General features: G+C 64.6%; 13 protein-coding genes and 7 pseudogenes. 8 read left to right on the forward strand and 12 right to left on the reverse strand.

Annotation, left to right across the window (positions count from 1 at the left end; all coding sequences use genetic code 11):
* Positions 1-267: pseudogene (locus XAXN_RS20665) on the forward strand (integrase core domain-containing protein); the annotation flags it as partial.
* 37 nt (positions 268-304) lie between these two features.
* On the opposite strand, the pseudogene XAXN_RS05630 reads toward XAXN_RS20665, so the two are convergent.
* Together XAXN_RS05630 and XAXN_RS05635 are read right to left on the reverse strand one after the other, a co-directional pair.
* A pseudogene (locus tag XAXN_RS05630) lies at positions 305-1104 on the reverse strand (Tle-like phospholipase domain-containing protein); the annotation flags it as partial.
* A 36-nt stretch (positions 1105-1140) separates the two neighbouring features.
* A pseudogene (locus tag XAXN_RS05635) lies at positions 1141-1949 on the reverse strand (ankyrin repeat domain-containing protein).
* Between the two features lie 202 nt (positions 1950-2151).
* On the opposite strand from XAXN_RS05635, the gene XAXN_RS05640 reads away from it, so the two are divergent.
* Positions 2152-2856 carry an HAD family hydrolase gene (locus XAXN_RS05640; RefSeq protein ID WP_054318829.1) on the forward strand — a complete coding sequence of 235 codons (705 nt, stop codon included), beginning with the start codon at positions 2152-2154 and terminating at the stop codon, positions 2854-2856.
* 947 nt (positions 2857-3803) lie between these two features.
* Here XAXN_RS05640 and XAXN_RS05645 read toward each other — a convergent pair.
* Both XAXN_RS05645 and XAXN_RS05650 read right to left on the reverse strand, forming a co-directional pair.
* The gene (locus XAXN_RS05645; protein ID WP_003488133.1) at positions 3804-4028 is read right to left on the reverse strand and encodes a YbdD/YjiX family protein; all 225 of its coding nucleotides are present in this window, start codon (positions 4026-4028) and stop codon (positions 3804-3806) included.
* On the reverse strand, positions 4029-6101 hold the full coding sequence (locus tag XAXN_RS05650) for a carbon starvation CstA family protein (RefSeq protein WP_054318830.1): 2073 nt from the start codon (positions 6099-6101) through the stop codon (positions 4029-4031). It lies immediately after the preceding gene.
* A 232-nt stretch (positions 6102-6333) separates the two neighbouring features.
* Here XAXN_RS05650 and XAXN_RS05655 point away from each other — a divergent pair, with 232 nt between their 5' ends.
* Positions 6334-7191, forward strand: coding sequence for a pirin family protein (locus tag XAXN_RS05655; RefSeq protein WP_054318831.1), 858 nt, complete (start codon positions 6334-6336; stop codon positions 7189-7191).
* A 31-nt stretch (positions 7192-7222) separates the two neighbouring features.
* A pseudogene (locus XAXN_RS05660) lies at positions 7223-7644 on the forward strand (OsmC family protein).
* A gap of 404 nt (positions 7645-8048) precedes the next feature.
* On the opposite strand, the gene XAXN_RS05665 reads toward XAXN_RS05660, so the two are convergent.
* From XAXN_RS05665 to nfi, 3 genes and pseudogenes are all read right to left on the reverse strand, one after another.
* Positions 8049-8510 carry a hypothetical protein gene (locus tag XAXN_RS05665; RefSeq protein WP_054318832.1) on the reverse strand — a complete coding sequence of 154 codons (462 nt, stop codon included), beginning with the start codon at positions 8508-8510 and terminating at the stop codon, positions 8049-8051.
* Positions 8511-8757: 247 nt separating this feature from the next.
* Positions 8758-9641 (reverse strand): annotated as a pseudogene (locus XAXN_RS05670) (pirin family protein).
* Positions 9642-9789: 148 nt separating this feature from the next.
* A complete protein-coding gene (gene nfi / locus XAXN_RS05675) occupies positions 9790-10497 on the reverse strand; it encodes a deoxyribonuclease V (RefSeq protein WP_054318852.1) in 708 nt (235 codons plus the stop codon).
* Positions 10498-10599: 102 nt separating this feature from the next.
* Here nfi and gpmA point away from each other — a divergent pair, with 102 nt between their 5' ends.
* The 4 genes and pseudogenes from gpmA to XAXN_RS05695 all read left to right on the forward strand — a co-directional run bounded on the left by gpmA (position 10600) and on the right by XAXN_RS05695 (position 15219).
* The gene (gpmA, locus tag XAXN_RS05680; RefSeq protein ID WP_054318833.1) at positions 10600-11349 is read left to right on the forward strand and encodes a 2,3-diphosphoglycerate-dependent phosphoglycerate mutase; all 750 of its coding nucleotides are present in this window, start codon (positions 10600-10602) and stop codon (positions 11347-11349) included.
* Positions 11350-11574: 225 nt separating this feature from the next.
* Positions 11575-11807 (forward strand): annotated as a pseudogene (locus XAXN_RS05685) (hypothetical protein).
* Positions 11808-12085: 278 nt separating this feature from the next.
* Positions 12086-14191 (forward strand): M13 family metallopeptidase, encoded by a 2106-nt coding sequence (locus XAXN_RS05690; protein WP_054318834.1) that lies wholly within the window; start codon positions 12086-12088, stop codon positions 14189-14191.
* Positions 14192-14416: 225 nt separating this feature from the next.
* Positions 14417-15219: pseudogene (locus XAXN_RS05695) on the forward strand (hypothetical protein).
* A gap of 238 nt (positions 15220-15457) precedes the next feature.
* Here the strand turns inward: XAXN_RS05695 and XAXN_RS05705 are convergent.
* From XAXN_RS05705 to XAXN_RS05725, 5 genes are read right to left on the reverse strand one after another with little or no spacing between them, the layout of a single operon-like run.
* A complete protein-coding gene (locus tag XAXN_RS05705; RefSeq protein WP_054318837.1) occupies positions 15458-16585 on the reverse strand; it encodes a protein-glutamate methylesterase/protein-glutamine glutaminase in 1128 nt (375 codons plus the stop codon).
* A gap of 14 nt (positions 16586-16599) precedes the next feature.
* Positions 16600-17388, reverse strand: a complete 789-nt coding sequence (locus XAXN_RS05710) for a CheR family methyltransferase (protein ID WP_054318838.1) — start codon at positions 17386-17388, stop codon at positions 16600-16602.
* Between the two features lie 4 nt (positions 17389-17392).
* Positions 17393-18676 carry an EAL domain-containing response regulator gene (locus tag XAXN_RS05715; RefSeq protein ID WP_054318839.1) on the reverse strand — a complete coding sequence of 428 codons (1284 nt, stop codon included), beginning with the start codon at positions 18674-18676 and terminating at the stop codon, positions 17393-17395.
* Between the two features lie 26 nt (positions 18677-18702).
* Positions 18703-19218 (reverse strand): chemotaxis protein CheW, encoded by a 516-nt coding sequence (locus XAXN_RS05720; protein ID WP_042823086.1) that lies wholly within the window; start codon positions 19216-19218, stop codon positions 18703-18705.
* A 10-nt stretch (positions 19219-19228) separates the two neighbouring features.
* A complete protein-coding gene (locus XAXN_RS05725; RefSeq protein WP_054318840.1) occupies positions 19229-21385 on the reverse strand; it encodes a methyl-accepting chemotaxis protein in 2157 nt (718 codons plus the stop codon).
* Positions 21386-21447: the final 62 nt, after the last annotated feature.

Consider the following 21447-nt stretch of genomic DNA (forward strand, 5'->3'; position numbering starts at 1 on the left):
GAGTACATCAGCGGCGCGCTGTTAGCCTGGGCATAGCAGCGCGGCATCCGGATCGAGCACATCCAGCCGGGCAAGCCGCAGCAAAATGCCTACGTCGAACGCTATAACCGCACCGTCCGCTACGCGTGGCTGGCAACAACGTTGTTCGACACCATCGAGCAGGTTCAGGACAAAGCCACGCGCTGGCTATGGACGTACAACCATGAACGCCCCAACATGGCGCTCGGCGGCATCACCCCAGCAATGAAATTGGCGATGGCCGCGTAGCTCCACTTCTGGCGAACGCTAAAAGCGGGGGGATTACCCCGCGCGCCTGGTCCTGCAACTGCATGTCCTGCGCCTTCATCACCGAATCGATGCCGTGCAGATCCAGCCGATGCTTGAGCATCATGCCCGGCACCAGGCGCTGGTCGAACGACAACGGGTCCGGCTCGGGCAGTTCGACCTGATGACCGGCCGCATTGGGCATGGCCCACTTGAGCGGGATGCTGTCTTACTGCAGGTGGGTCAGGATTTCGTTCTTGACGTGGTAGCCGCGGATCAATTCGCTATTGGCGTAATCCTTGGTCGCCGATGCGTCCAGGCCTTGGCGCTCCAGCGTGCGGTCGTTGACGCCGGCGGCGTTATAGGTCACCGTCGGAATGTCGTTGACCATTGCCGATGCCGCGGCCAGACCGCCGCCCAGCGAATGCCCGCTGATCACCACCTGCTCGCCGAATGCCTGTTTGGCCTGGCTGCCAAGCTGGATCGCCGACGCGTATTGCGCATCGTCGAAGCCCAGGCCTTGGCCGATGTTGTGCTTCCAGTCCTTGCCTTCGTCGGTGCCGCAGAAGCCCAGCAGCAGAACGCGGCATCGAAGCCGCTTTTGGCGTCGTGCAGCAGGGCAGGGTTGATGCCTGCCTGCTGCAGTGCGCGGTCGTCCATGCGCGACCAGCCATTGGGCAGGGCGGCAAAGGTTTCGGCGCCGCCTTCGCGTCGTTGCGCGGCGGTGGCGTAGAGGTCTTGCAGCATCGCGGGGAACAGGCGGTCCTCCGGATGCGGGTGTTGCCCGCGCGTCGATTCTGCGAACGGGGTGCACGAAGAAGAGGATTCTGACGGGCTCATGCGCGGCTCCTTGCGTTCGTCATGCGAAAAGCGCGCTTAGCGGCTGCTCTCCACGGGAATGTTGTGGGCGTTCAACCACGCGCGCATCTCCGACCTGACCTGCTGGCCGCTGGCATTGAGCAGGCGATCCGGCGTGGTGAAGAAATACGCCTGGAAAGTCTTCTGCTGGGCATTGCGCACGGTGGGATCGACACCAGCCTTGAGCAAGGTGAGCACTGCAGGGCTAGCTGCACCACTTTGCGCTGTAAGGTGCAGCAGGCTGTTGCCGGTCTGGTCGACGCGCCGTACATGTGCACCGGCCTTGATCAGCAAATCGATCTGCGCATCGCGTTTGCTCTGCACCGCGCGAAACAGCGGAGTCCATCCCGCACGCGCGCTGACGACATCGATCGGCGTCTTGTGCTGCAACAGGATCTGCAGATACTCCGGGTCCTGCGCCATGGCGGCCATGTTCACGACTGTTTCCTGGTCCATGCCGGGCAATGACGGATCTGCGCCTGCATCCAGCAATGCCGAAGGCGCGCGGTTGTTCGTGCCAGATTGCCCATTCGAGCAAGGTGACGTTTTGATCGCCATGCGCGGCGAGATCGACGGTGGGGGCGAGCGCCTTGATCTGGGCAACATCACCGTGCGCAATGGCCTTGGCGATATCGGTCAGGGCGGGGTCGCGGAAGGCGACGGTGTGGCCCCGCAGCATAGCTGACATGGTGGTTTGCTCCTTGGCACCGGGCGAGGCGGTGCATGAGACCGCGAAAAACGAGGTCGCAAAAAACGAGCAGGGCGGGAAATCTCGGTTGCATCGAAATCTCCTTCTCCTGATCGCATTCCTGGTGACGCTGCGGCAAGTCCCGCCGCAGCGGGGCAGATCCTAACAGCTGCAAAAAACGCTTGCGGTAAGATTTCGTGACATGGATTTTCGTGACATGACGGCAGGGCGAGCCGCATGCTCGGGGCCGCCTGGCTTGGTAGCGCGCATGCTGCGAGGCAACGGTATTCATTACGCCAGCCTGTCGTCCCACAGCCGACGGTCACACCCGGGCCGGCATAATGGCGCTTTGCGAGCAGACGGGTGCAATGGCGTACGAGCTACTGATCAGTGACTGTGATGGCGTTCTTGTCGACAGCGAGATATTGGCCGACCGGGTAATGCGTGAGGCGCTGGTGTCTTTCGTGCCAAGCGAGCCGCTGGAACATCTGCTGGAAACCACCTTCGGCCAGACCACACGCGAGGTGTTGCGGCGGGTGGAAGAGCGCTTTGCGCTGCAGTTGCCGGAGACTCTGCTCGCGCAGATCCAGGCGCGCAGCGAGGCATTGATCCAGGCCCAGGTGCAGCCGATCACAGGGGTGCGCGAGGCGCTGGAGCAGATTCCGCTGCCGTTGGCGGTGGCCTCCAATAGCCGGCGCCACAATGTAATTGCGTCGGTGGAACGGGCCGGGCTCACCGCGCGTGCGGCGGGACGTATTTTCAGCGCCGACATGGTGGAGCGGCCCAAGCCGGCACCGGACGTGTATCTGCTGGCGGCACGCACCGCCGGCGTAGCACCGGAGCGTTGCCTGGTCATCGAAGACAGCCCCACCGGTGCGACGGCGGCCGTGACGGCCGGCATGCAGGTGCTCGGGTTTACCGGAGCAAGCCACATTCCACCGGGGCATGGCGACACCTTGCGCCGCATCGGTGTGCTCGAGGTGTTCGACGATATGCGGGATTTGCCTGCGTTGTTTGCGCGGCTGGCGCAAAAGCGGGCAGGGTAAGTCGACAGCGTGGTGAGGGGTGTACGGTGCTCGGGACACGCAGTGAACCCGTCCCGCAAGCATGGCGATGCCATCCAGCTCCGCTTCGACCACGCGTCATGCCGGCAGCTCGCCCGATGCGGCGACCTGGCGCAAGTAACGCGCAGCATCGTGGTAAGGACACCGCGTGGGAGACTTGTTCGGTTGTTATCTCGAAACACGCGTACAGACCAACTTGAGAAGGCCCTGCAGCCAACGCGCGGGCAGTGATTCTGCAATTGATCGATTGGACTTTCCGATCAGTTCAAGTAGTCGCGATTCGAGTCATGGCCCAATGTGGATGCAGTCAAAAGCCTGGGTCGTCGAGTGCGCGGTGCCCTCACCGCTTGCGGGACACGCCGTGAACCCGTCCATGGGGGCTCGATGGCCGCATCCATGCCGCCCACGGTCCCGCAATCGGCGAGGACTCCGCACTCGAGAGTTGACTGGCGGCTGACGAAAGCAGCTCGCAGCCGCCAATAGATTTCTACACGTGTCGATTGGGTTTTGCTGCAGATCGATTGGCCATCACATCCGACAGACGCCGCGACGAAAGCGCATGAGCCATCAAGTGATTCATTTTATCGAGCCGCACAATGCGCTGCTCGTACCGTGCACATCGACCAGCTCGATTGGTCCTTGCCCGCCCACAGTCGCGGGATCTTACGCGGCATGGATACCGCGTAAGAGCCTCCATGGATGGATTTACGGCGTGTCCCGCGATGGCGGGCGGGCAAGGGCCTTGCAGCACGAAATCAGGTCAGCTCCTCTGCAACTGATCGCAGTGCTTGATCACGGCAAGAAACGTTTTTATCAGTCGCTCCTAGCCTGCCCGGTGCCTTGGGTCGAGCCAACGCAACAGGGCGCGATTCGCATCGCGCCCTGTTGCGTTTTCAACTTCTCGATCAACCGATCAACCGATCACCAAATCAACAACACCGAAACCCACTCTTGCCGCCATAGCGCGCATCCTGGCGCTCGCGGAAGAAGGCGGGATAGTCCATCACCGGTTTGTCGGGATGCTTTTCCAGCATGTGGCGCACGTAGTTGTCGTAGTCGGGGATGCCGCAGCACAGCCGCGCGGTCTGGATCAGGCGCCGCCAGATGCGGCGATGCGCCTGATAGTGACTGGCAAGGACGAGTTGCGTGCCCAATTACAGGTCTGCCATCTGATGCGGCTGCAACGCCACGTACGGGGTTTCGCGGTCGGTGCGCTGCGGGCTGCGGCGTGCCACCACGATCGTCTTGATCGAATAGATCAGGATCGAGCCGACCACGAACAGGAACAGCACGGTCAGCCCGGTGTTGACGTAGGCATTGGTGACGATCTGCTGCATCTGCGGCACCGTCTTGGCCGGCGCGGTGATGGTGTTGCTGGAGATGGCCGCCTGGAACTTGTGCGCCTGCGCCAGGAAGCCCTGCGCCGGGTTGCTGTCGAAGATCTTGATCAACCCTGCATAGGTCGTGCACAGCAACAGCCACAGCGCCGGCACGATGGTGACCCACGCGTAGCGGTCGCGCTTCATCTTGAACAGCACCACCGTGCCCAGCATCAGCGCGATCCCGGCCAGCATCTGGTTGGAGATGCCGAACAGCGGCCACAGCGTCTGGATGCCGCCAAATGGATCGATCACCCCGGTGTAGAGCAGATAGCCCCATAGCGCCACGCAACCGGCGGTGGCGATGATGTTGGCGGTCCACGACTCGGTCTTCTTCAAGGCCGGGATGAAGTTGCCCAGCAGGTCCTGCAGCATGAAGCGGCCGGCGCGCGTGCCGGCGTCCACTGCGGTCAGGATGAACAGTGCTTCGAACAGGATGGCGAAGTGATACCAGAACGCCATGGTGTCTCCGCCCGGCAGCAACTGGTGCAGGATCTGCGCGATGCCAACGGCCAGGGTAGGTGCACCGCCGGCGCGCGCCAGGATGCTGTGCTCGCCGATATCGCGTGCGGTGGCCTCAAGCACCTGCGGTGTGATCGAAAAGCCCCACTCGCTGATCTTGGCAGCCACTGCGACGGTGTCGGTGCCGACCAGAGAGGCGGGGCTGTTCATGGCGAAGTAGATGCCCGGCTCGATGATCGACGCGGCCACCAGCGCCATGATCGCCACGAATGATTCCATCAGCATGCCGCCGTAGCCGATGTAGCGCATGTGGGCTTCGTTGGCCAGCAGCTTGGGCGTTGTGCCGGAAGCGATCAAGGCATGGAAGCCGGAGACCGCCCCGCAGGCAATGGTAATGAACAGGAACGGGAAGATGCCGCCTTTCCAGACCGGGCCATCGCCGGTGGAGGCGAACTGCGTGAGCGCCGGCATTTTCAGGTCCGGCATGACAATCAGGATGCCGATCGCCAGCGCCAGGATGGTGCCGATCTTGAGGAAGGTGGACAGGTAGTCGCGCGGCGCCAGCAGCAGCCACACCGGCAGCACCGAGGCGACGAAGCCGTAGCCGATCAGCATCCAGGTGATCGGCTTGGCGGTGAAGGTGAAGGCCGGGCCCCAGGTCGGGTCCGCCGCCACCTTGCCGCCCAGCCAGATCGCGCCCAGCAGCAGGATCAACCCCACCACCGAGATCTCGCCGATCTTGCCGACGCGGATGTAGCGCATGTACACGCCCATCATGATCGCGATGGGCATCGTGGCGATGACGGTGAACATGCCCCACGGGCTTTCCGCCAGCGCCTTGACCACCACCATCGCCAGCACCGCCAGGATGATGATCATGATCAGGAAGGCCCCGAACAGGGCGATGGTGCCGGGCACCTGGCCCATTTCCTCGCGCACCAGATCGCCCAGCGAGCGGCCGTTGCGACGGCTGGACAGGAACAGCACCACGAAGTCCTGCACCGCACCGGCGAACACCACGCCCACGACCAGCCACAGCAGGCCGGGCAGGTAGCCCATTTGCGCGGCGAGCACCGGTCCGACCAAGGGCCCGGCGCCGGCGATGGCAGCAAAGTGATGGCCGAACAGCACGTGCTTGTTGGTGGGCACGTAATCCAGGCCGTCGTTATTGGCGACCGCCGGGGTAGCGCGGGTGATGTCCAGCTGCATCACCTTGTCGGCGATGAACAGGCTGTAGAACCGGTACGCGATCAGATAGATCGATACCGCCGCCACCACGATCCACAACGCGTTGATGTGCTCGCCACGCCGCAGCGCGACGGTACCCAGGCAGAACGCGGCCAGCAGCGCCAATGCGCTCCAGGCCAGCTTCGAGACCCCTTTCATGCATGCCCCTCAGGAACGATTCGTTCAAGGGTCCACCCACGCCCGGCCGCGGTCAATGCCAGCCGGGCGCAAGTGGGTAAAACTTTGGTCGTAGGGTGCTGCGGTCACAGCTCGGTTAGGGATCCTGCCGCGCTGGCGGTTGTTTGGAACGATCGGTTGCAATGGTCGCGGTTGGGCGGCGGCCCGCGTGCACCCATCATTGGCGCTTCGCCACAGAGCACAGGGACAAGCGATGAGCACCACGACCACCACAGCGGCGCACGTGCTGCGCACCATTCGCGGCATGCCGACCTCCGACGGGGCCGGGGTCAGGCTGACCCGCGTCATCGGTACGCAGCAGCTGCCGGAGCTGGACCCGTTCCTGATGCTGGACGAATTCGGCACCGACAAGGCCGAAGACTATCTGGCCGGTTTCCCCAGCCACCCGCATCGCGGTTTCGAGACCGTGACCTACATGCTCGACGGGCGCATGCGCCACAAGGACAACCACGGCAACGAAGGCCTGCTGACCCCGGGCAGCGTGCAGTGGATGACTGCCGGGCGCGGGCTGATCCATTCGGAAATGCCAGAGCAGGAATCCGGGCGCATGCGTGGCTTTCAGTTATGGGTGAACCTGCCGGCGTGCGACAAGATGACCGACCCCAAGTACCAGGAGTACGCCCCCGACCACATCCCGGTGGCGCATCCGGCGCCCGGCGTGACGGTCAAGGTGATTGCCGGTGCGGTGGGCGAGGTGGTCGGGCCGATCGTGCAGCCCGCGACGAGCCCGGTGTACCTGGATATCGCGTTGGAACCGAACGTGGAATGGGAGTACCAGCTGCCCAGCGGACATAACGCGTTCGCGTATGCCTTCGAAGGAGAGCTGACGGTGGGCGAGAGCGACACCGCGCGCGTGTTGCCGGCGCAGCAGTTGGCCGTGTTGGGCGGTGGACAGCGGCTGCGCCTGCACGCCGGTGCCGACGGTGCGCAACTGATCCTGGTCGCGGGCCGCCCGCTCAACGAGCCGGTGATGCGGCATGGCCCGTTCGTGATGAACACCAAGCAGGAGCTGATGCAGGCGTTCGTCGATTTCCAGGAAGGCCGGTTTTGAACTGGCCCGCGTACGACAGCAGGAGCCAGCAATGAGTGAGCGGCCCGTCAGCATGCGCACCGGCACGGTGCCGTACACGGTCAGCATCCACGGTGGGCTGCACACCTGGAGAGGCGATAGGCAGCCGGCCAATGGTGGCAGCGACGCCGGGCCGGATCCGGAGTCGCAGGTGTTGGGCGCACTGGGAGCGTGCACCGCCATTACGGTGTCGATGGTGGCCGCGCGCAAGCAGTGGCCGCTGACGGCGGGGCAGGTGCATCTGCATTACACGCAGCGCGGCGCTGCCGGCAAGGCGATCACCCTGAAGGCGCGCTCGACGACGAGCAACGCGCACGGTTGATGGAGGTGGCCGACAAATGCCCGATCCATCGCCTGCTCACCGGCGAGGTGCGCATCGAGAGCCGGTTGCAGGCGAGTGGCGGCAGTGGAGACACGGCGATTCAACGCGACTGACGGACGCTTGCCGGCGGTCTTCGGGGTCGGTGGATGCGAGAGCGGAATCGGGATGGGCGATCGGTCCATCCCGATTCCGGGCGTACGCCGACGTGCGCCACGGCTCCAGCGTTCGCAACCGTGAGCATTCTCCAACACATCGTCTACGCACGTGGCGGCCGCCGGAATCAAGGCCGTTGAGCTGCTGTACGCATCCGGCGCGCTTGGTGCATGTGCAAGCCGCTTGGTCGTCGCCTCACGCGCGTCGGCGCGACACGCGTGGGGCACAAGCATCAGCGCGCAATGGTGATTCGCGGCGACAGGCCAGCCGCAAATATCGCCAGAATATCTGCAGTGCGCTGCGCAAACTCGCGCGCTGCAAGGCTGTTACAGCAGCGGTGCGCAGCGCTGTGACGCACGCTGCTTCAGCGCTGCAGCGCCAGGCTGGCTGGTTGCAGATCCATGTTCTGCACCATCGACTGCATCGAGGCGAGTTCTTCGGTGCTGGCACCATCGATCCACAGCTGCGCGTAGCGCTTCTTGCCCAGTTCGACCACGGTGACGCGGCGCGATTCCATCCCCGGCACGTTGCTGCTGCCGAGGTCGAGCTTGTACCAGTAGAAATCTTCTTGCTGGATCTGGCCCTTTTCGGCGCGGCGGTCGCGTGCCAGTGTCATCGCCGGGTCGCGGGTGGTCAGCATCACGCCGACCACTTGCCGGCCATCGGCAGTCATGGCCTTGCAGACCAGGTAGTCGGCACCGGCGAGCTCGTTCCACTGCAGGCCGGAGGCCGGTGGCAACGGTGGGCAGACCGGCGAGGTCTGGGCATGGGCGCTGGCAGCGGCCAGCAGCAAGCTCAGGCCAACAAGGCAGGATGCAGACTTCATACACGATTCCCCGGCATTGGATGACGATGCGGGCGCGCCGATTTCGTGCCGCTGCAGTGCCCTAAACTCCCCACTCAAGGACTGCCGTCTACGCAACGCGCTCCGTCTACAGGGTCATCACTACCATAGCTTTGCGAATCAGCTCAAGCGGTGTCGCATATGTGCGTGGCATCGTATGTGCAGCTTGGTACTTCCGTAACGAGACCTGGTGAGTGCACATGTCATTCCACTCGCACAGCGCACGGTTTCAAGGGTAATTAACCGGTGTTGGGGCCGGTGATTCGGGCAGCGGAATGAATTCCTTGTCGTCGCCGGGAATGCTGCCGAAGCGGCCTGCCTGCCAGTCCTCCTTGGTCTGCTCGATGCGTTCCTTGGAACTGGAAACGAAGTTCCACCACAGATGACGTGGCCCATCCAGCGGCTCGCCGCCAAGCAGCATCGCCTTGAGCGGGGTCTTGGCGCGCAAGCGGCCGCGGGCGCCGGCACGATCAGGTGGCGAGCTGGCACGTCGGCACCATCCAGCTGCGCTTGGCCTTCCAGGATGTACAGGGCGCGCTCGGCGTGCCCGGTGTCCAGATCGAGTTCTGCGTCGGGCGCCAGATCCTGCGCCACGTTGAGCGTGCCGCTGAACACCTGTACCGGCGATTCCTCGCCGTACGCGCGGCCGGCGATCACACGCAGCCACACGCCGTCGCGACGCTGCTGCGGCAGGCTGGCCACTGCGTGGTGATGGAACGCCGGCGCGGTTTCTTCGGCCGAGCGCGGCAAGGCGATCCAGGTCTGCATGCCGTGCAAGGCATGTTCGCGGGCGCGCTCCGGGCCGGGCGTGCGCTCGGAATGGGCGATGCCGCGGCCGGCGGTCATCCAGTTGACGTCGCCGGGGCGGATCACCTGATCCGAGCCCAGTGTATCGCGGTGACCGATTTCGCCGGCCCACAGGAACGTGACCGTGGCCAGGCCGATGTGCGGATGCGGGCGTACATCGATGCCGTGATCCGGCTCCAGCACGGCTGGGCCCATGTGGTCGACGAACACGAACGGGCCGACGCTGCGCGCCTGCAGGGTGGGCACGGCGCGGCGCACTTCCAGTCCGCCGATGTCATGGACGCGTGGAGCGATCAGGGTGGTCATGGCGGCGGCTCGCGACGAAGTGGGAGACAGAGATTGGCATGTGCGCGGCGCGGCGTGCGTAGGTTCGGCCGCGACGGAATGTTCTGTGCGTGGCGTGCGCATCAGCACGCGTTTTTACCTGCGCACTGCGCGGTGCGTCTTCCCGGCGCTAGAGCAGGCTGGCTTGCGTGGGCACATCGATCTCGCCGCGGCGCGAGGCCAGCCGGTCGGCCAGCCGCGTGGGCTCGGGCAGGCGATAGGTGCGTAACGTGCGCAGGGTCCAGTCGAGTGCGCCTTGCATCGACATGCGATGGCCGGGCGAGACAATCAAGGGATTGCAGCGCGGTTTGCTGCGCAGTGCCCAGCCGATCTGCACACCGCCCAGCAGGATCGGCGTGTGGTCACCGCGTTCGGGTCCAGGCTCGGCGAAGCTGCCGGCCAGGCGCTGCTTGGCGATGCCGATGCACGGCAGGCCGGTCACCACGCCGAAGTGCGCGGCGATGCCAAGCCTGCGCGGATGCGCGATGCCCTGGCCGTCGATGAACACCAGATCCGGCGTGCGCGACAGCAGCGCCAAGGCCTGCAGCAAGGCCGGCAATTCGCGAAAGCTGAGCAGGCCGGGGACATAGGGCATCGAGGTCGGCACGCGCGCGACGTGCGTTTCCAGTGGCAGCAGCGTCTGCGCATCCAGCAACACGGCGGCCGCGCGCGTGGTCTGGCCATCGTCTTCGAAACCGACATCGAACCCCGCAAGCACCTGCGGCGTTGCGCTCACAGCATCGTCGAGCACCACGCGCTGTGCCAGTTGCTGCTGCAACTGTCGCGATTGAATCACGCTGCCGTCCCAACCGGCGAAGACGGGGTCGTTGGTCTGCATCGCCACAGCATCGCGCGCGGCCCGTGGCGATCTCGTGCACGCCTGCGATGCACGCGCTGCCGCTACAATCGCAGGCTGATCGGCCCCAACCGGAGAACCGTAGTGACCCGCAAACTCGTACTGCTGCGCCATGGCCAGAGCCAATGGAATCTGGACAACTGTTTCACCGGCTGGGTGGATGTGGAACTCACCGAACAGGGCCGCCAGGAAGCTGTCGCGGCCGGCAAGCTGATGAAGGACGAAGGGCTGCAGTTCGATGTCGCCCATACCTCTGTGCTCAAGCGCGCCATCCACACGCTGCAGGGCGCGTTGAAGGAACTCGACCAGGACTGGTTGCCGGTGTCCAAGAGCTGGCGCCTCAACGAGCGCCACTACGGTGGTCTGCAGGGCCTGGACAAAGCCGAAACCGCGGCCAAGCACGGCGAGGAGCAGGTCAAGATCTGGCGCCGTTCCTACGACATCCCGCCGCCGGCAATGGACGTCAACGACCCGGGTCACCCGTGTCACGACCGTCGCTACGCCACGCTCGATCGCAATGCATTGCCTGGCACCGAGTCGTTGGCGACCACGTTGGTGCGCGTGTTGCCGTACTGGCACGACGCGATTGCGCCGCAGCTGAAGGCCGGCCAGACCGTGCTGGTGACCGCGCACGGCAATTCGTTGCGCGCGCTCTACAAGTACCTCAACGACGTCTCCAACGAGCAGATCCTGGAGCTCAACATCCCCACCGGCATCCCGTTGCTGTTCGAACTGGACGACAACCTGCAGGTGCGCAGCTTCCGTTACCTGGGCGACCCGGAAGCGGCCAAGCGTGCGGCCGAAGCGGTGGCCAACCAGGGCAAGGCGAAGTAATCGTCGCTGGCGGTTGCAGCGCTGCGTGCGGTGCACGCAGCGCTTGTTCCTTGCGCGGCACGCGGCTTCAAGCGGCTGCGTGCGGTGATGAATGAAAGCGGTGTGAGGGGCGGCCACCAGCAGGCCAAGCGCCATCAGCTACGCGCGACAGTAAACGGCAGTCATCTGACGGGCTCTGCGTTTGCCGGACATCGTGTCTGGCCTGCACCTCGGTGCGAAGCGCGCATCGCCGGTGCCGCCTTTGTCGTCTTGGCTGCTGGCGACATCTTTGGCGCGGGGCTGGCGCTGCTGATCTGCGTAATGGGGGTGCTGCTGCTGGGGTTTGGGGTCGTTGGGCCGGCGCGACACATGGACGCGTGGGCCGATGCGGCGTCGGGGCACGAGGTCGCCCTGGTGCTGATGGTGTTGGCGTATCCGGTGTATCTGTGTTGATGGCGCCGTTTTACGCGCGGCGTTGAGTGCATGCGACGGCGCGCGCTGCGCCGGCGTGCAGGTTGGGGTGGAAACAGCGCGCCGCGGTGTCGACGCGCACGTGGTGTACAGATGCAATGGACGTTCATACGGAACGGCATCGGACGTTTATGTTGCGGTGCCGCTGCACTGATGTGGTCTGGCCGGTTGCAGAGCGACTGACGAAGAGGCAAGCGCTTGCGATGCGCGGTTCTTCGCGAGCGCTTGCCAACCGGATGTCGACTTTTTTCGATCGCGCCTGCGCGGTCATGCCTTGGAGAATTCAATGAAGTTGCGCAAGTTAGCTCCGCTATCGCTCGCGGTCGCGATCGTGGTTGCACTGTCTGCGTGCGGCGCCTCCGACGACACCGCCAAGGTGGCGCCTGCCGCACCGCAGGCGGTACCGATCAAGGTGGACGTGTCCAAGCTCGATGCGCCGATCGTGGCGTTCAGCAGCGGCGATCTGGACCCGGGCATCGCTGCCTGTCAGGACCTCAACGGCTTCGTCAACGTCAAGTGGCTCAAGGCCAACCCGGTGCCGTCCGATCGCAGCAGCTGGGGCAGCTTTGAAGTGCTGGCCGAGCGCTCGCTGACCATCCAGCACGCGTTGGTGGAGCAACTGGCGCGCGGCAGCAATCTGTCGGCCGGGTCGGTGGATGCCAAGATCGCCGACCTGTGGCGGACCGGCTCGGATGAAGCGGCGATCGACAAAGCCGGCATGACGCCGCTGCAGCCGCAGTTGAAGGACATCGATGCATTGACCGATGCGCCGGCCATCGCTGCCTGGTTGCGCAACAGTTATGCGCAAGGCCAGGGATTCATGTTTTCGTTCGGTGCCAATGCCGATTACAAGAATGCCGAGCAGATGATCGCCTACGCAGGGCAGGGCGGCCTGGGCTTGCCCGAAAAGGGCTATTACACCGATCCGGCGCAGGCAAAGATCCGCGAGCAGTACGTGGCCTACATCGCGCGAATGCTGGAGCTGTCGGGCATCCCGGTGCCGCAGGCGGCCGCCCAGGCCAAGGCGGTGATGGCGTTCGAAACACGCCTGGCCAATGCGTCGTTGTCGCCTATCGAACTGCGCGACCCGGCCAAGCGCTACAACCCGGTCGATGTGGCCGGCGCCAACGCCATCACGCCGCACTTCGACTGGAAGGCGTTCTTCGCGGCGCTCAAGGTGCCGGCCGGCACCTTCTCGCTGAGCCAGCCTGGCTATTTCGCCGAGCTCGATGCGATGCTGGCCGATACGCCGGTCGATACCTGGAAGGCGTATCTGCGCTTCCATACGGTGGACGAAGCGGCGTCGTATCTGGCCAAGCCGTTCGAGCAGGCCAATTTCGATTTCTACGCAAAAACCCTGCGCGGCCAGCAGGACATGCTGCCGCGCTGGAAGCGCACCTTGAATGCAGTCAACGAGGCGATGGGCGAGGCCCTGGGCCAGCTGTACGTGCAATCTGCATTCCCGGCCGAATCGAAGGAGCAGATGCAGCAACTGGTACAAAACCTGTCGGCGGCGCTCAAGGCGCGGCTGGAAAAGCTCGACTGGATGAGCGCGGACACCAAACAGCGTGTACTGGAAAAATGGGCCAGCTTTACCCCCAAGATCGGCTACCCGGACCAGTGGCGCGATTGGTCGGGCCTGGAGACGCGTGGTGAGGGCTTTCTTGCCAACATGCAGGCCGCACAGGCATTCAACTACCGCTACATGCTGGACAAGATCGGCAAGCCGGTCGACAAGCGCGAGTGGCACATGACGCCGCAGACGGTGAATGCGTACTACAACGCCACGCGCAACGAGATCGTGTTTCCGGCCGCGATCCTGCAGCCGCCGTTCTTCGACCCCAAGGCCGATCCGGCCTTGAATTACGGTGGCATCGGTGCGGTGATCGGGCACGAAATGATGCACGGCTACGACGATTCCGGCAGCCAGTTCGATGCCAAGGGCAACTTCGATAGCTGGTGGACCGATGCCGACCGCAAGCTGTTCACCGAACGCACCGATCAGCTGGTGGCGCAGTTCGATGGCTATGAAGCGATCAAGGGTGTGCACGTCAAAGGCAAGCTGACGCTGGGCGAGAACATCGGCGATCTCGGCGGTCTGACCGTGGCGTACGACGCCTTGCAAATGGCATTGCAGGAGCAGCCGGCCGCCAATAAGCAGATCGATGGCTATTCGCAGGACCAGCGGTTCTTCATGAACTGGGCCACGGTCTGGCGCCGCAACTTCACCGATGGCGAATTGCGCGTGCGTCTGAACACCGACCCGCACGCACCGGCGAATTTCCGCGCCAACGGTGCGCCGTCGAACATGTCGGCGTTTGCGCAGGCCTTCCAGTGCAAGCCAGGCGATGCGATGGTGCGTGGCGACAAGGAGCGCGTGACCATCTGGTAAGCCCGTGGGCGCGCGCGCTGGTGCTTCGCCAGCTCGCGCGCCACACCGCTGATGAGGCCGTAATTCACGGCGTTGCCTTGTGCGGCACGCAGTGCTCCGATTGCTCGTTTCCACGACGCCCGCCTGTTTCTTGCCGGAATTGTCGAGGTTGCTTGTGGCGGCGTCTGCACACCGGTCTGCCCGCGTGGGCTCTACACTGCCGCGCTGCGAATCGCGGAATCGGCAGTGACAAAGCGCAAATTTTTCAAATGGTTCGGCATCGCGCTGCTGGTGCTGGTGCTGGCCAGCGCGTTATCGCTGTACGGCTACGGGCGCTTTGCCGACCGCCAACGCGGGCCGGTCAGTTACGTGCTGCCTGCCACGGCGGTGGCGACGCCCATCGACAAGGTGGTGGCGCCATTGCAACAGGCGCACGCCGATCAGACCGGCATGGTGATCCTGCCGGACAACGTCGATGCGTTCGCGGTGCGTGCGCTCACCGCGCGTGCGGCCGGGCGCAGCCTGGATCTGCAGTACTACATCTGGCACGCCGATTTCACCGGCAACCTGCTGCAAAACGAATTGCTGCGCGCGGCCGATCCCGGCGTACGCGTGCGGTTGCTGCTGGACGACATGAATATCCATGGCAGCGATTCGGTGCTGGCCGCCCTGGATAGCCACCCACTGATCGAGATTCGCCTGTTCAACCCCACGCGCGCGCGAAGGCACCTTGATGCGCGGCGTGGAGATGGTGCTGCGGATGTTCAGCATCAATCGCCGCATGCATAACAAGGCCTGCGATGAACCTCAATACCGAAATGGGTCTGCTGTTCAACGACCGCGTGGTCACCGCAGAACTGGAGCGGCTCTACAACCACAAGGTCATTGCGCCGGTGAGTTACCGCGTGACCCTAGACCAGGGCGAGCTGCGTTGGCACGACGATGCCGCGCAGCCGCCCGAGGTGTGGTCGCATGAAACGGCCGCGAGCGTCTGGCGGCGTGGTGCAGCAGCGCTGATGGGCTGGTTGCCGTTGGAGTCGCAGCTTTAGCGGGCTGGTTAGCGTGTTGCCCTCATCCGCCCTTCGGGCACCTTCTCCCGCCGGCGGGAGAAGGGAAGATGGCGGTTTTTCGTGGATGGGAGAATGCGCGCATCGGTCCTGCGCAGACGCAATGGCTCCGTTGGAGCAGGCGCAATGGCTGTGTCCAGCAGATGCACAGGCTCTGTCGCGCACAAGACGCGGTGGTTCTGTCAGATTTGTTTGGCGCGCGACGTGGACGTCTGTCGCGTTATTGCAGCTGCGTCACGATCTCGCGCGCCATCGCCCCCAACGGCAGGATGCGATCGGCGCCGCCGCGCTTGATCGCTTCCTTGGGCATGCCGAACACGATGCTGGTGTGTTCGTCCTGCGCCACCGTGCGTGCGCCGGCCTGGCGCATTTCCAGCAGGCCGGCCGCGCCATCGTCGCCCATGCCGGTCATGATGATGCCCAGCGCGTTGCTGCCGGCCGCGCGCGCGGCCGAGCGGAACAGCACATCGACCGACGGGCGATGGCGGTTCACCGGTGGGCCCTCCAGCACTTCGACGAAATACTGCGCGCCGCTGCGACGCAGCAGCAGATGTTTGCCGCCCGGTGCGATCAATGCACGGCCCGGCATCACGCGGTCGTTGTTGGCGGCTTCCTTGACGGCGATCTGGCACAAGCCATTCAGGCGTGCGGCGAAGGCCGCGGTGAACTTCTCGGGCATGTGCTGCACGATCACGATGCCCGGGCAGACGCGTGGCAGTGCCGTGAGTACTTCTTCCAGGGCCTGGGTGCCGCCGGTGGAGGTACCGATGGCGACGATGCGTTCGGTGGTCTGCGCCAGCGCCCGCCCGCTTTGCGCCGGCAGAATGACATCGGCGGTGTGCTTGACTTCCGCTTCCAGCGGCGCGGCAGTCACGCGCGCGGCCAGCCGCTTGACGTTGGCGCGCGCGGCGCTGCGCACGGTCGCCACCAGCTCGTCGGCAGAGTCGGTGAGAAACTGCTTCAGACCCAAGCGGGGTTTGGTCACCACTGCCACCGCGCCGGCGGCCAGCGCATCCATGGTGACGCGCGCGCCTTTCTCGGTGAGCGTGGAGCAGATCACCACCGGCGTGGGCCGCTCGCTCATGATCTTGCGCAGAAAAGTGATGCCGTCCATGCGCGGCATTTCCACGTCCAGCACGATCACATCCGGCCAGTGCTGGCGCATTTTTTCGATGGCCAGCAGCGGGTCGGCGGCAGTGGCGATGACTTCGATGCCGGGCGCATCGTTGAGCACGCCCACCAGCACCTGGCGCACCACTGCCGAATCGTCGACCACCATGGCCTTGATGGTCGTGGGGCTGGCGGCGGGGCGATGGAGCGCTGTGGACACGGTGAATCCTTGGGTCATGCCTTGCGGAAAATCTAGGGTGCCACCTGGACCAGATCGATGTCGAGTTCGCTCAGGCTTTCCGAATGGCCGATGCAGAAGTGCCCGCCCGACTTGAGGTTGGACAGCACGCGCAGGATCACTTCGCGCTTGGTCTGGCCGTTAAAATAGATCATGACATTGCGCAGGAAGATCACATCGAAGCTACCCAGTGCCGGCAACGCAGTATTGAGATTGGCGTGTACGAACTGCACGCGCTCGTGCAGGCGTCGCTCCACCAGCAAGGTGCCGTCGTACTCGCCCTGGCCACGCAGGCAATAGCGTTTGAGATAGGCCTGCGGGATGCCGTCGATACGTTGCAGCGCGTAATGGCCGGTGCGGGCCTTGGTCAGAACGCGCGTGTTGATGTCGCTGCCCACCACTTCGAACGGGCGGCCCTGCAGGGTGTCGTCCAGCACCATCGCCATGCTGTAGGCTTCTTCGCCGCTGGAACTGGCAGCGCTCCAGCAGCGGAACGGCAGCCCGCCGCGGTGTTCCCCGGCCAGCTTGCGCAGCAGCTCGAAATGCTTGGGCTCGCGGAAGAAGTAGGTTTCGTTGGTGGTGAGCAGGTCGATGGCCGTCTGGATTTCCCTGCGGTCCTGGCGGCTTTCCAACAGCTGCAGATACTGCGTGTAGCTGCTGAATTGATGTTCGCGCAGACGCTTGCCCAGGCGGCCGCACAGCATCGCCTTCTTGCCGGAGGAAATGGTGATGCCGGCCGCTTCGAAGATGAAGCGCTGAAAGCGTCCGAACTCCTGTTCGGTGATGGCGGTGGCGGTGCTCATCGGCTCAGGCCACGTCCGCATCGCTGTGAAACGTGCTGTCGCTCAGGCGTGCAATGCGCACGGCGTGTTCGCGCCACCACTCCGACAGCATCGGCCCGGGCATCGGCGAGGCCATCAGATAGCCTTGTGCCAGATCGCAGCCAAGTTCGCGCAGCAGCCGCCAGTCGTCGGGCGTTTCCACGCCTTCGGCCACGGCAGTGAGCTCAAGCCGATGCGCCAGTTCCAGCGTCGATTCGAGCACGGTGCGCTGGCTACGGCTGCGATGCGCGGCATGCACGAAGCTGCGGTCCAGCTTGAGTTCGGTGAAGGGAATGCTGGCCAGGCGCTGCAGCGAGGAGAAGCCGGTGCCGTAGTCGTCGATGGACAGGCCGAACCCGTGCAGGCGCAAACGCGCCAGCATGCTCAGCGCATTGGCCGGCTCCACGATGGCGCTTTCGGTGAGCTCCAGCACCAGGTCGGCCGGGCTCAAGCCGTTCTCGCCCAGCTTGGCGCACAGCTCTTCGAGAAAGTGGTCTTCACCCAACAGCCGGGGCGAAAGGTTCAAGGCCAGGCTCAGGTCGAAGCCTTCGGCACGCCAGTCCACCAATTGCGCGATGGCCTTGTCGATGACCTGCTGCGTCAGCGCGTGAATCAAGCCTTCGCGTTCGGCCAGCGGAATGAAACGGTCAGGGCCGATCATGTCGCCTTGCGGGCGGCGCCAACGTGCGAGCGCTTCCACGCCACGTAACCGGCCGTCCTTCAGATCGAGCTTGGGTTGGTAGGCCACGCGAATCTCGCCGCGGCGCATGGCACGGTCCAGCCGCGAGGCAGCGGCGCCACCGCTGGACATCAGCGGCGAGATCGCCACCGGTGGGAACGCCGGGGCGTCGGCGGCCGGCTCCGGTTCGCACTCCAGCACGGTGGCCAGATCTTGCAGGTTCATCGGCTTTTCGATGCCGCCGAGCACGCGCACGCCGGCACTGCGGCTGAGTTGCATCACCGCATCGATCAAGGCACCGCCACGTTGCGACACCACCACCACCGGCACGCTGTATTTGCTGCGCGCCAGGGCGTCGAGCAACTGCACGCCGTCCATGCCCGGCATTTCCAGATCCACCAGCAACAACGATGGCGCCTGAGCGCGCGTCAGCCACTCCAGTGCCGCATTTCCGTCGACGGCACCGTCGACCACGCTTGCGCCGAGCTGGCGACACAGCGCCATGGCGTGTTCGCGCTGGACCACGCTGTCGTCCACGACCAGGACCGGGCCGGCCAGCGTGCAATTGCAGGAGAGAAGGGCGGGGCGCATGGGAGTCCTTGAGTGCATGCGTGAGGTCAGTCCGCCAGCTCGGCGGCCGGCAGCTGGGCAAGCGTGTCGTTGCCCAGCACGGCATCGGCATCGAGCAGGATCACGAAGCGCTCGCCGATCTTGCCCATGGCGTGGATGAAGTCACGCGCGATGCCGGCGCCGAAGCTGGGCGTGTCGACGATGTCGGAGGGCGCAATGTCCAGCACTTCGCTGACCGCATCCACCAAGAGCCCGAGCACTTGATGCAGCTCACCATGCGCGATCTCCACGATCACGATGCAGCTGCGCTTGGTGATCGTGCTGGCGTTGCGGCCGAAACGTTGCTGCAGGTCGACCACCGGCACCACTGCACCGCGCAGATTGATCACCCCGCGCAACGCTGGCGGCATCATCGGCACATCGGTCGGCACGCGGTATTCGATGATTTCCTTGATGCCCAGGATGCCCAGGCCGAACATCTCCCGGCCCAGCAGAAAGGTCAGGTATTGCTGTGGTGCCGTCGATGAGGGCACCTCGTGGTTGGTTGCAGGGCGCGCTTGCATCGTCGGCTCCTCAGAAGCTGGCGAATTGCGATTCGTCGATCGCATCGGCGGTGGCGGCCACGGCACTGAGCTGGCGTACGCTGGTGCGTCGCGGCGGCGCGCTGCTCACAACGGCAGGCGCATGCGCTGCGATTCTGCGTGGTGCCCGCCTGCTGCTGCCCGACGTGGCGCCACGGCCGCCGTTGCCCAGCCGGAAGAAGCCCATCAGCTGCTGCAGCTGTTCGGCCTGCGCGCTCATCTCTTCCGAGGTGGCGGCCAGTTCTTCGGCATTGGCGGCGGCCGATTGGGTGGTCTGGTTCAACTGGCCCACGGCGGTATTGATCTGGCTGACACCGGCGGTCTGTTCTTCGGAAGCGGCGGCGATTTCCTGCACCAGGTCAGAGGTGCGGCGGATCGAAGGCACCATCTCGCCGAGCACGCGGCCGGCGCTTTCGACCAGTTCCACGCTGGAGCCGGCCACTTCGCCGATTTCCTGCGCAGCGATCTGGCTGCGCTCGGCCAGCTTGCGCACTTCGGCGGCGACCACGGCAAAGCCCTTGCCGTGTTCGCCGGCACGCGCCGCTTCGATGGCGGCATTGAGCGCCAGCAGGTTGGTCTGATACGCGATGTCGTCGATGATGCCGATTTTCTTGGCGATCTCCTTCATCGCCACCACGGTGGCGCGCACGGTATCGCCGCCGTCGGCCGCTTCGCTGGCGGCCTTGGCCGCCATGCTGTCGGTGACGCGCGCGTTTTCGGTGTTCTGTGCGATGGAGGCGGTCATCTGCTCCAGCGAGGCGCTGGTTTCTTCCACGCCGGCCGCCTGTTCGCTGGCGGCCTGGGCCAGCGCCTGAGCGGTGGCGCTGACCTCTTCCGATGCACTGGCCAGGTTTTCGGCATTGCGGTTGACCTCGTCGACGATCTCGGTGAGGCGGCTCATGGTGGTGTTGACGTAGCGCTGCATGTCGGCGAATGCGCCTTCGTAGCGGCCTTCCACGGTGTGGGTGAGGTCGCCTTCGGCCATCGCGCCCATGACCTGGATCACTTCGGAAATGCTGCGCAGGTTGCCGCGCGCGCGCTCCACGGTGTCGTTGATGAAGGCCTTCTTGCCCGGCAGCTGCGCCAGCGGTGCGTCGAAGTTGCCGCGGCCGAATTCGGCCACCACGCCCATCGCCAGCTTCTTGACCGCGATATGCGCACCCACCATCTGGTTGATGCCCAGCGCCATGCTGCGGAAGTCGCCATCGAAGCGGCTGCTGTCGATGACCACATCGATGTCGCCGGCTTCATGTTCGGCCGACATGTGGTTGATCTCGGCGATCAGGCCGGTGAGGTTGCCGCGCACCTGTTCGATGGTGTCGTTGATGAAGCGCTTCTTGCCCGGCAGCAACGGCAGCTGTGCGGTGAAGTTGCCGCGGCCGAATTCGCTGACGCAGGCAATCGCCTGTTTCTTGACCGCGATATGGCTGGCCACCATCGCGTTGATGCTTTCGGCCATGCGACGGAAATCGCCGGTGAAGCGCTGGGTGTCGATGACCACATCGATATCGCCGGCATCGTGCTCGGCCGACATGCGATTGACCTCGGCGACCATGCCGGTGAGGTTGCCGCGGATCTGGTCCACCACCTCGTTGAGGAAGGCCTTCTTGCCCGGCAGGCGCTCGAGTTCGGCGGCAAAATTGCCCCGGCCGAACTCTGCGACGCATGTCATCGCTTGCTTGTTCACGGCGATATGGCTGGCGACCATGCGGTTGATGCCATCGCCCATGGTGCGGAAATCGCCATCGAAGCGCGCCACATCGATGCGCGCGTCGATCTGCCCGGCATCGTGTTCGCGAGAAACGCGGTTGATTTCCTCGTTGACGTGGCGGATGCCGCTCTGCACCTTGCGCAGCCCGCGCAGGACATCGCTGGCCTGGTCGTCGCGCACTTGCGGCAGCGCCACGTCGAAGTTACCGCGCGAGAACGCGTCCAGCGTGGTGGTGGCCATCTCCAGCGACGCGCTGGCGATACGGATTGCCCAGACCAGCAAGGCGCCGCTGATCAATGCTGCAACGATGCTGGTACCCAGCAAGGCCGCGTGCGAGAGCGTCAGCGCCACGCCGGCGACGACCACGACAACGGGCAGGGCGATTGCAAGCGCGGCGGTGAACCACAACTGCGTAGCGATCGGGAGACGGTGTGACATGACGATAGCTTCCTGGGGTCAGGTAACGACAAACGACGGTGCGTACGGGAGTGATGGCGCGG

The sequence above is a fragment of the Xanthomonas axonopodis genome (genome assembly GCF_001304695.1).
Taxonomy (GTDB): domain Bacteria; phylum Pseudomonadota; class Gammaproteobacteria; order Xanthomonadales; family Xanthomonadaceae; genus Xanthomonas; species Xanthomonas axonopodis.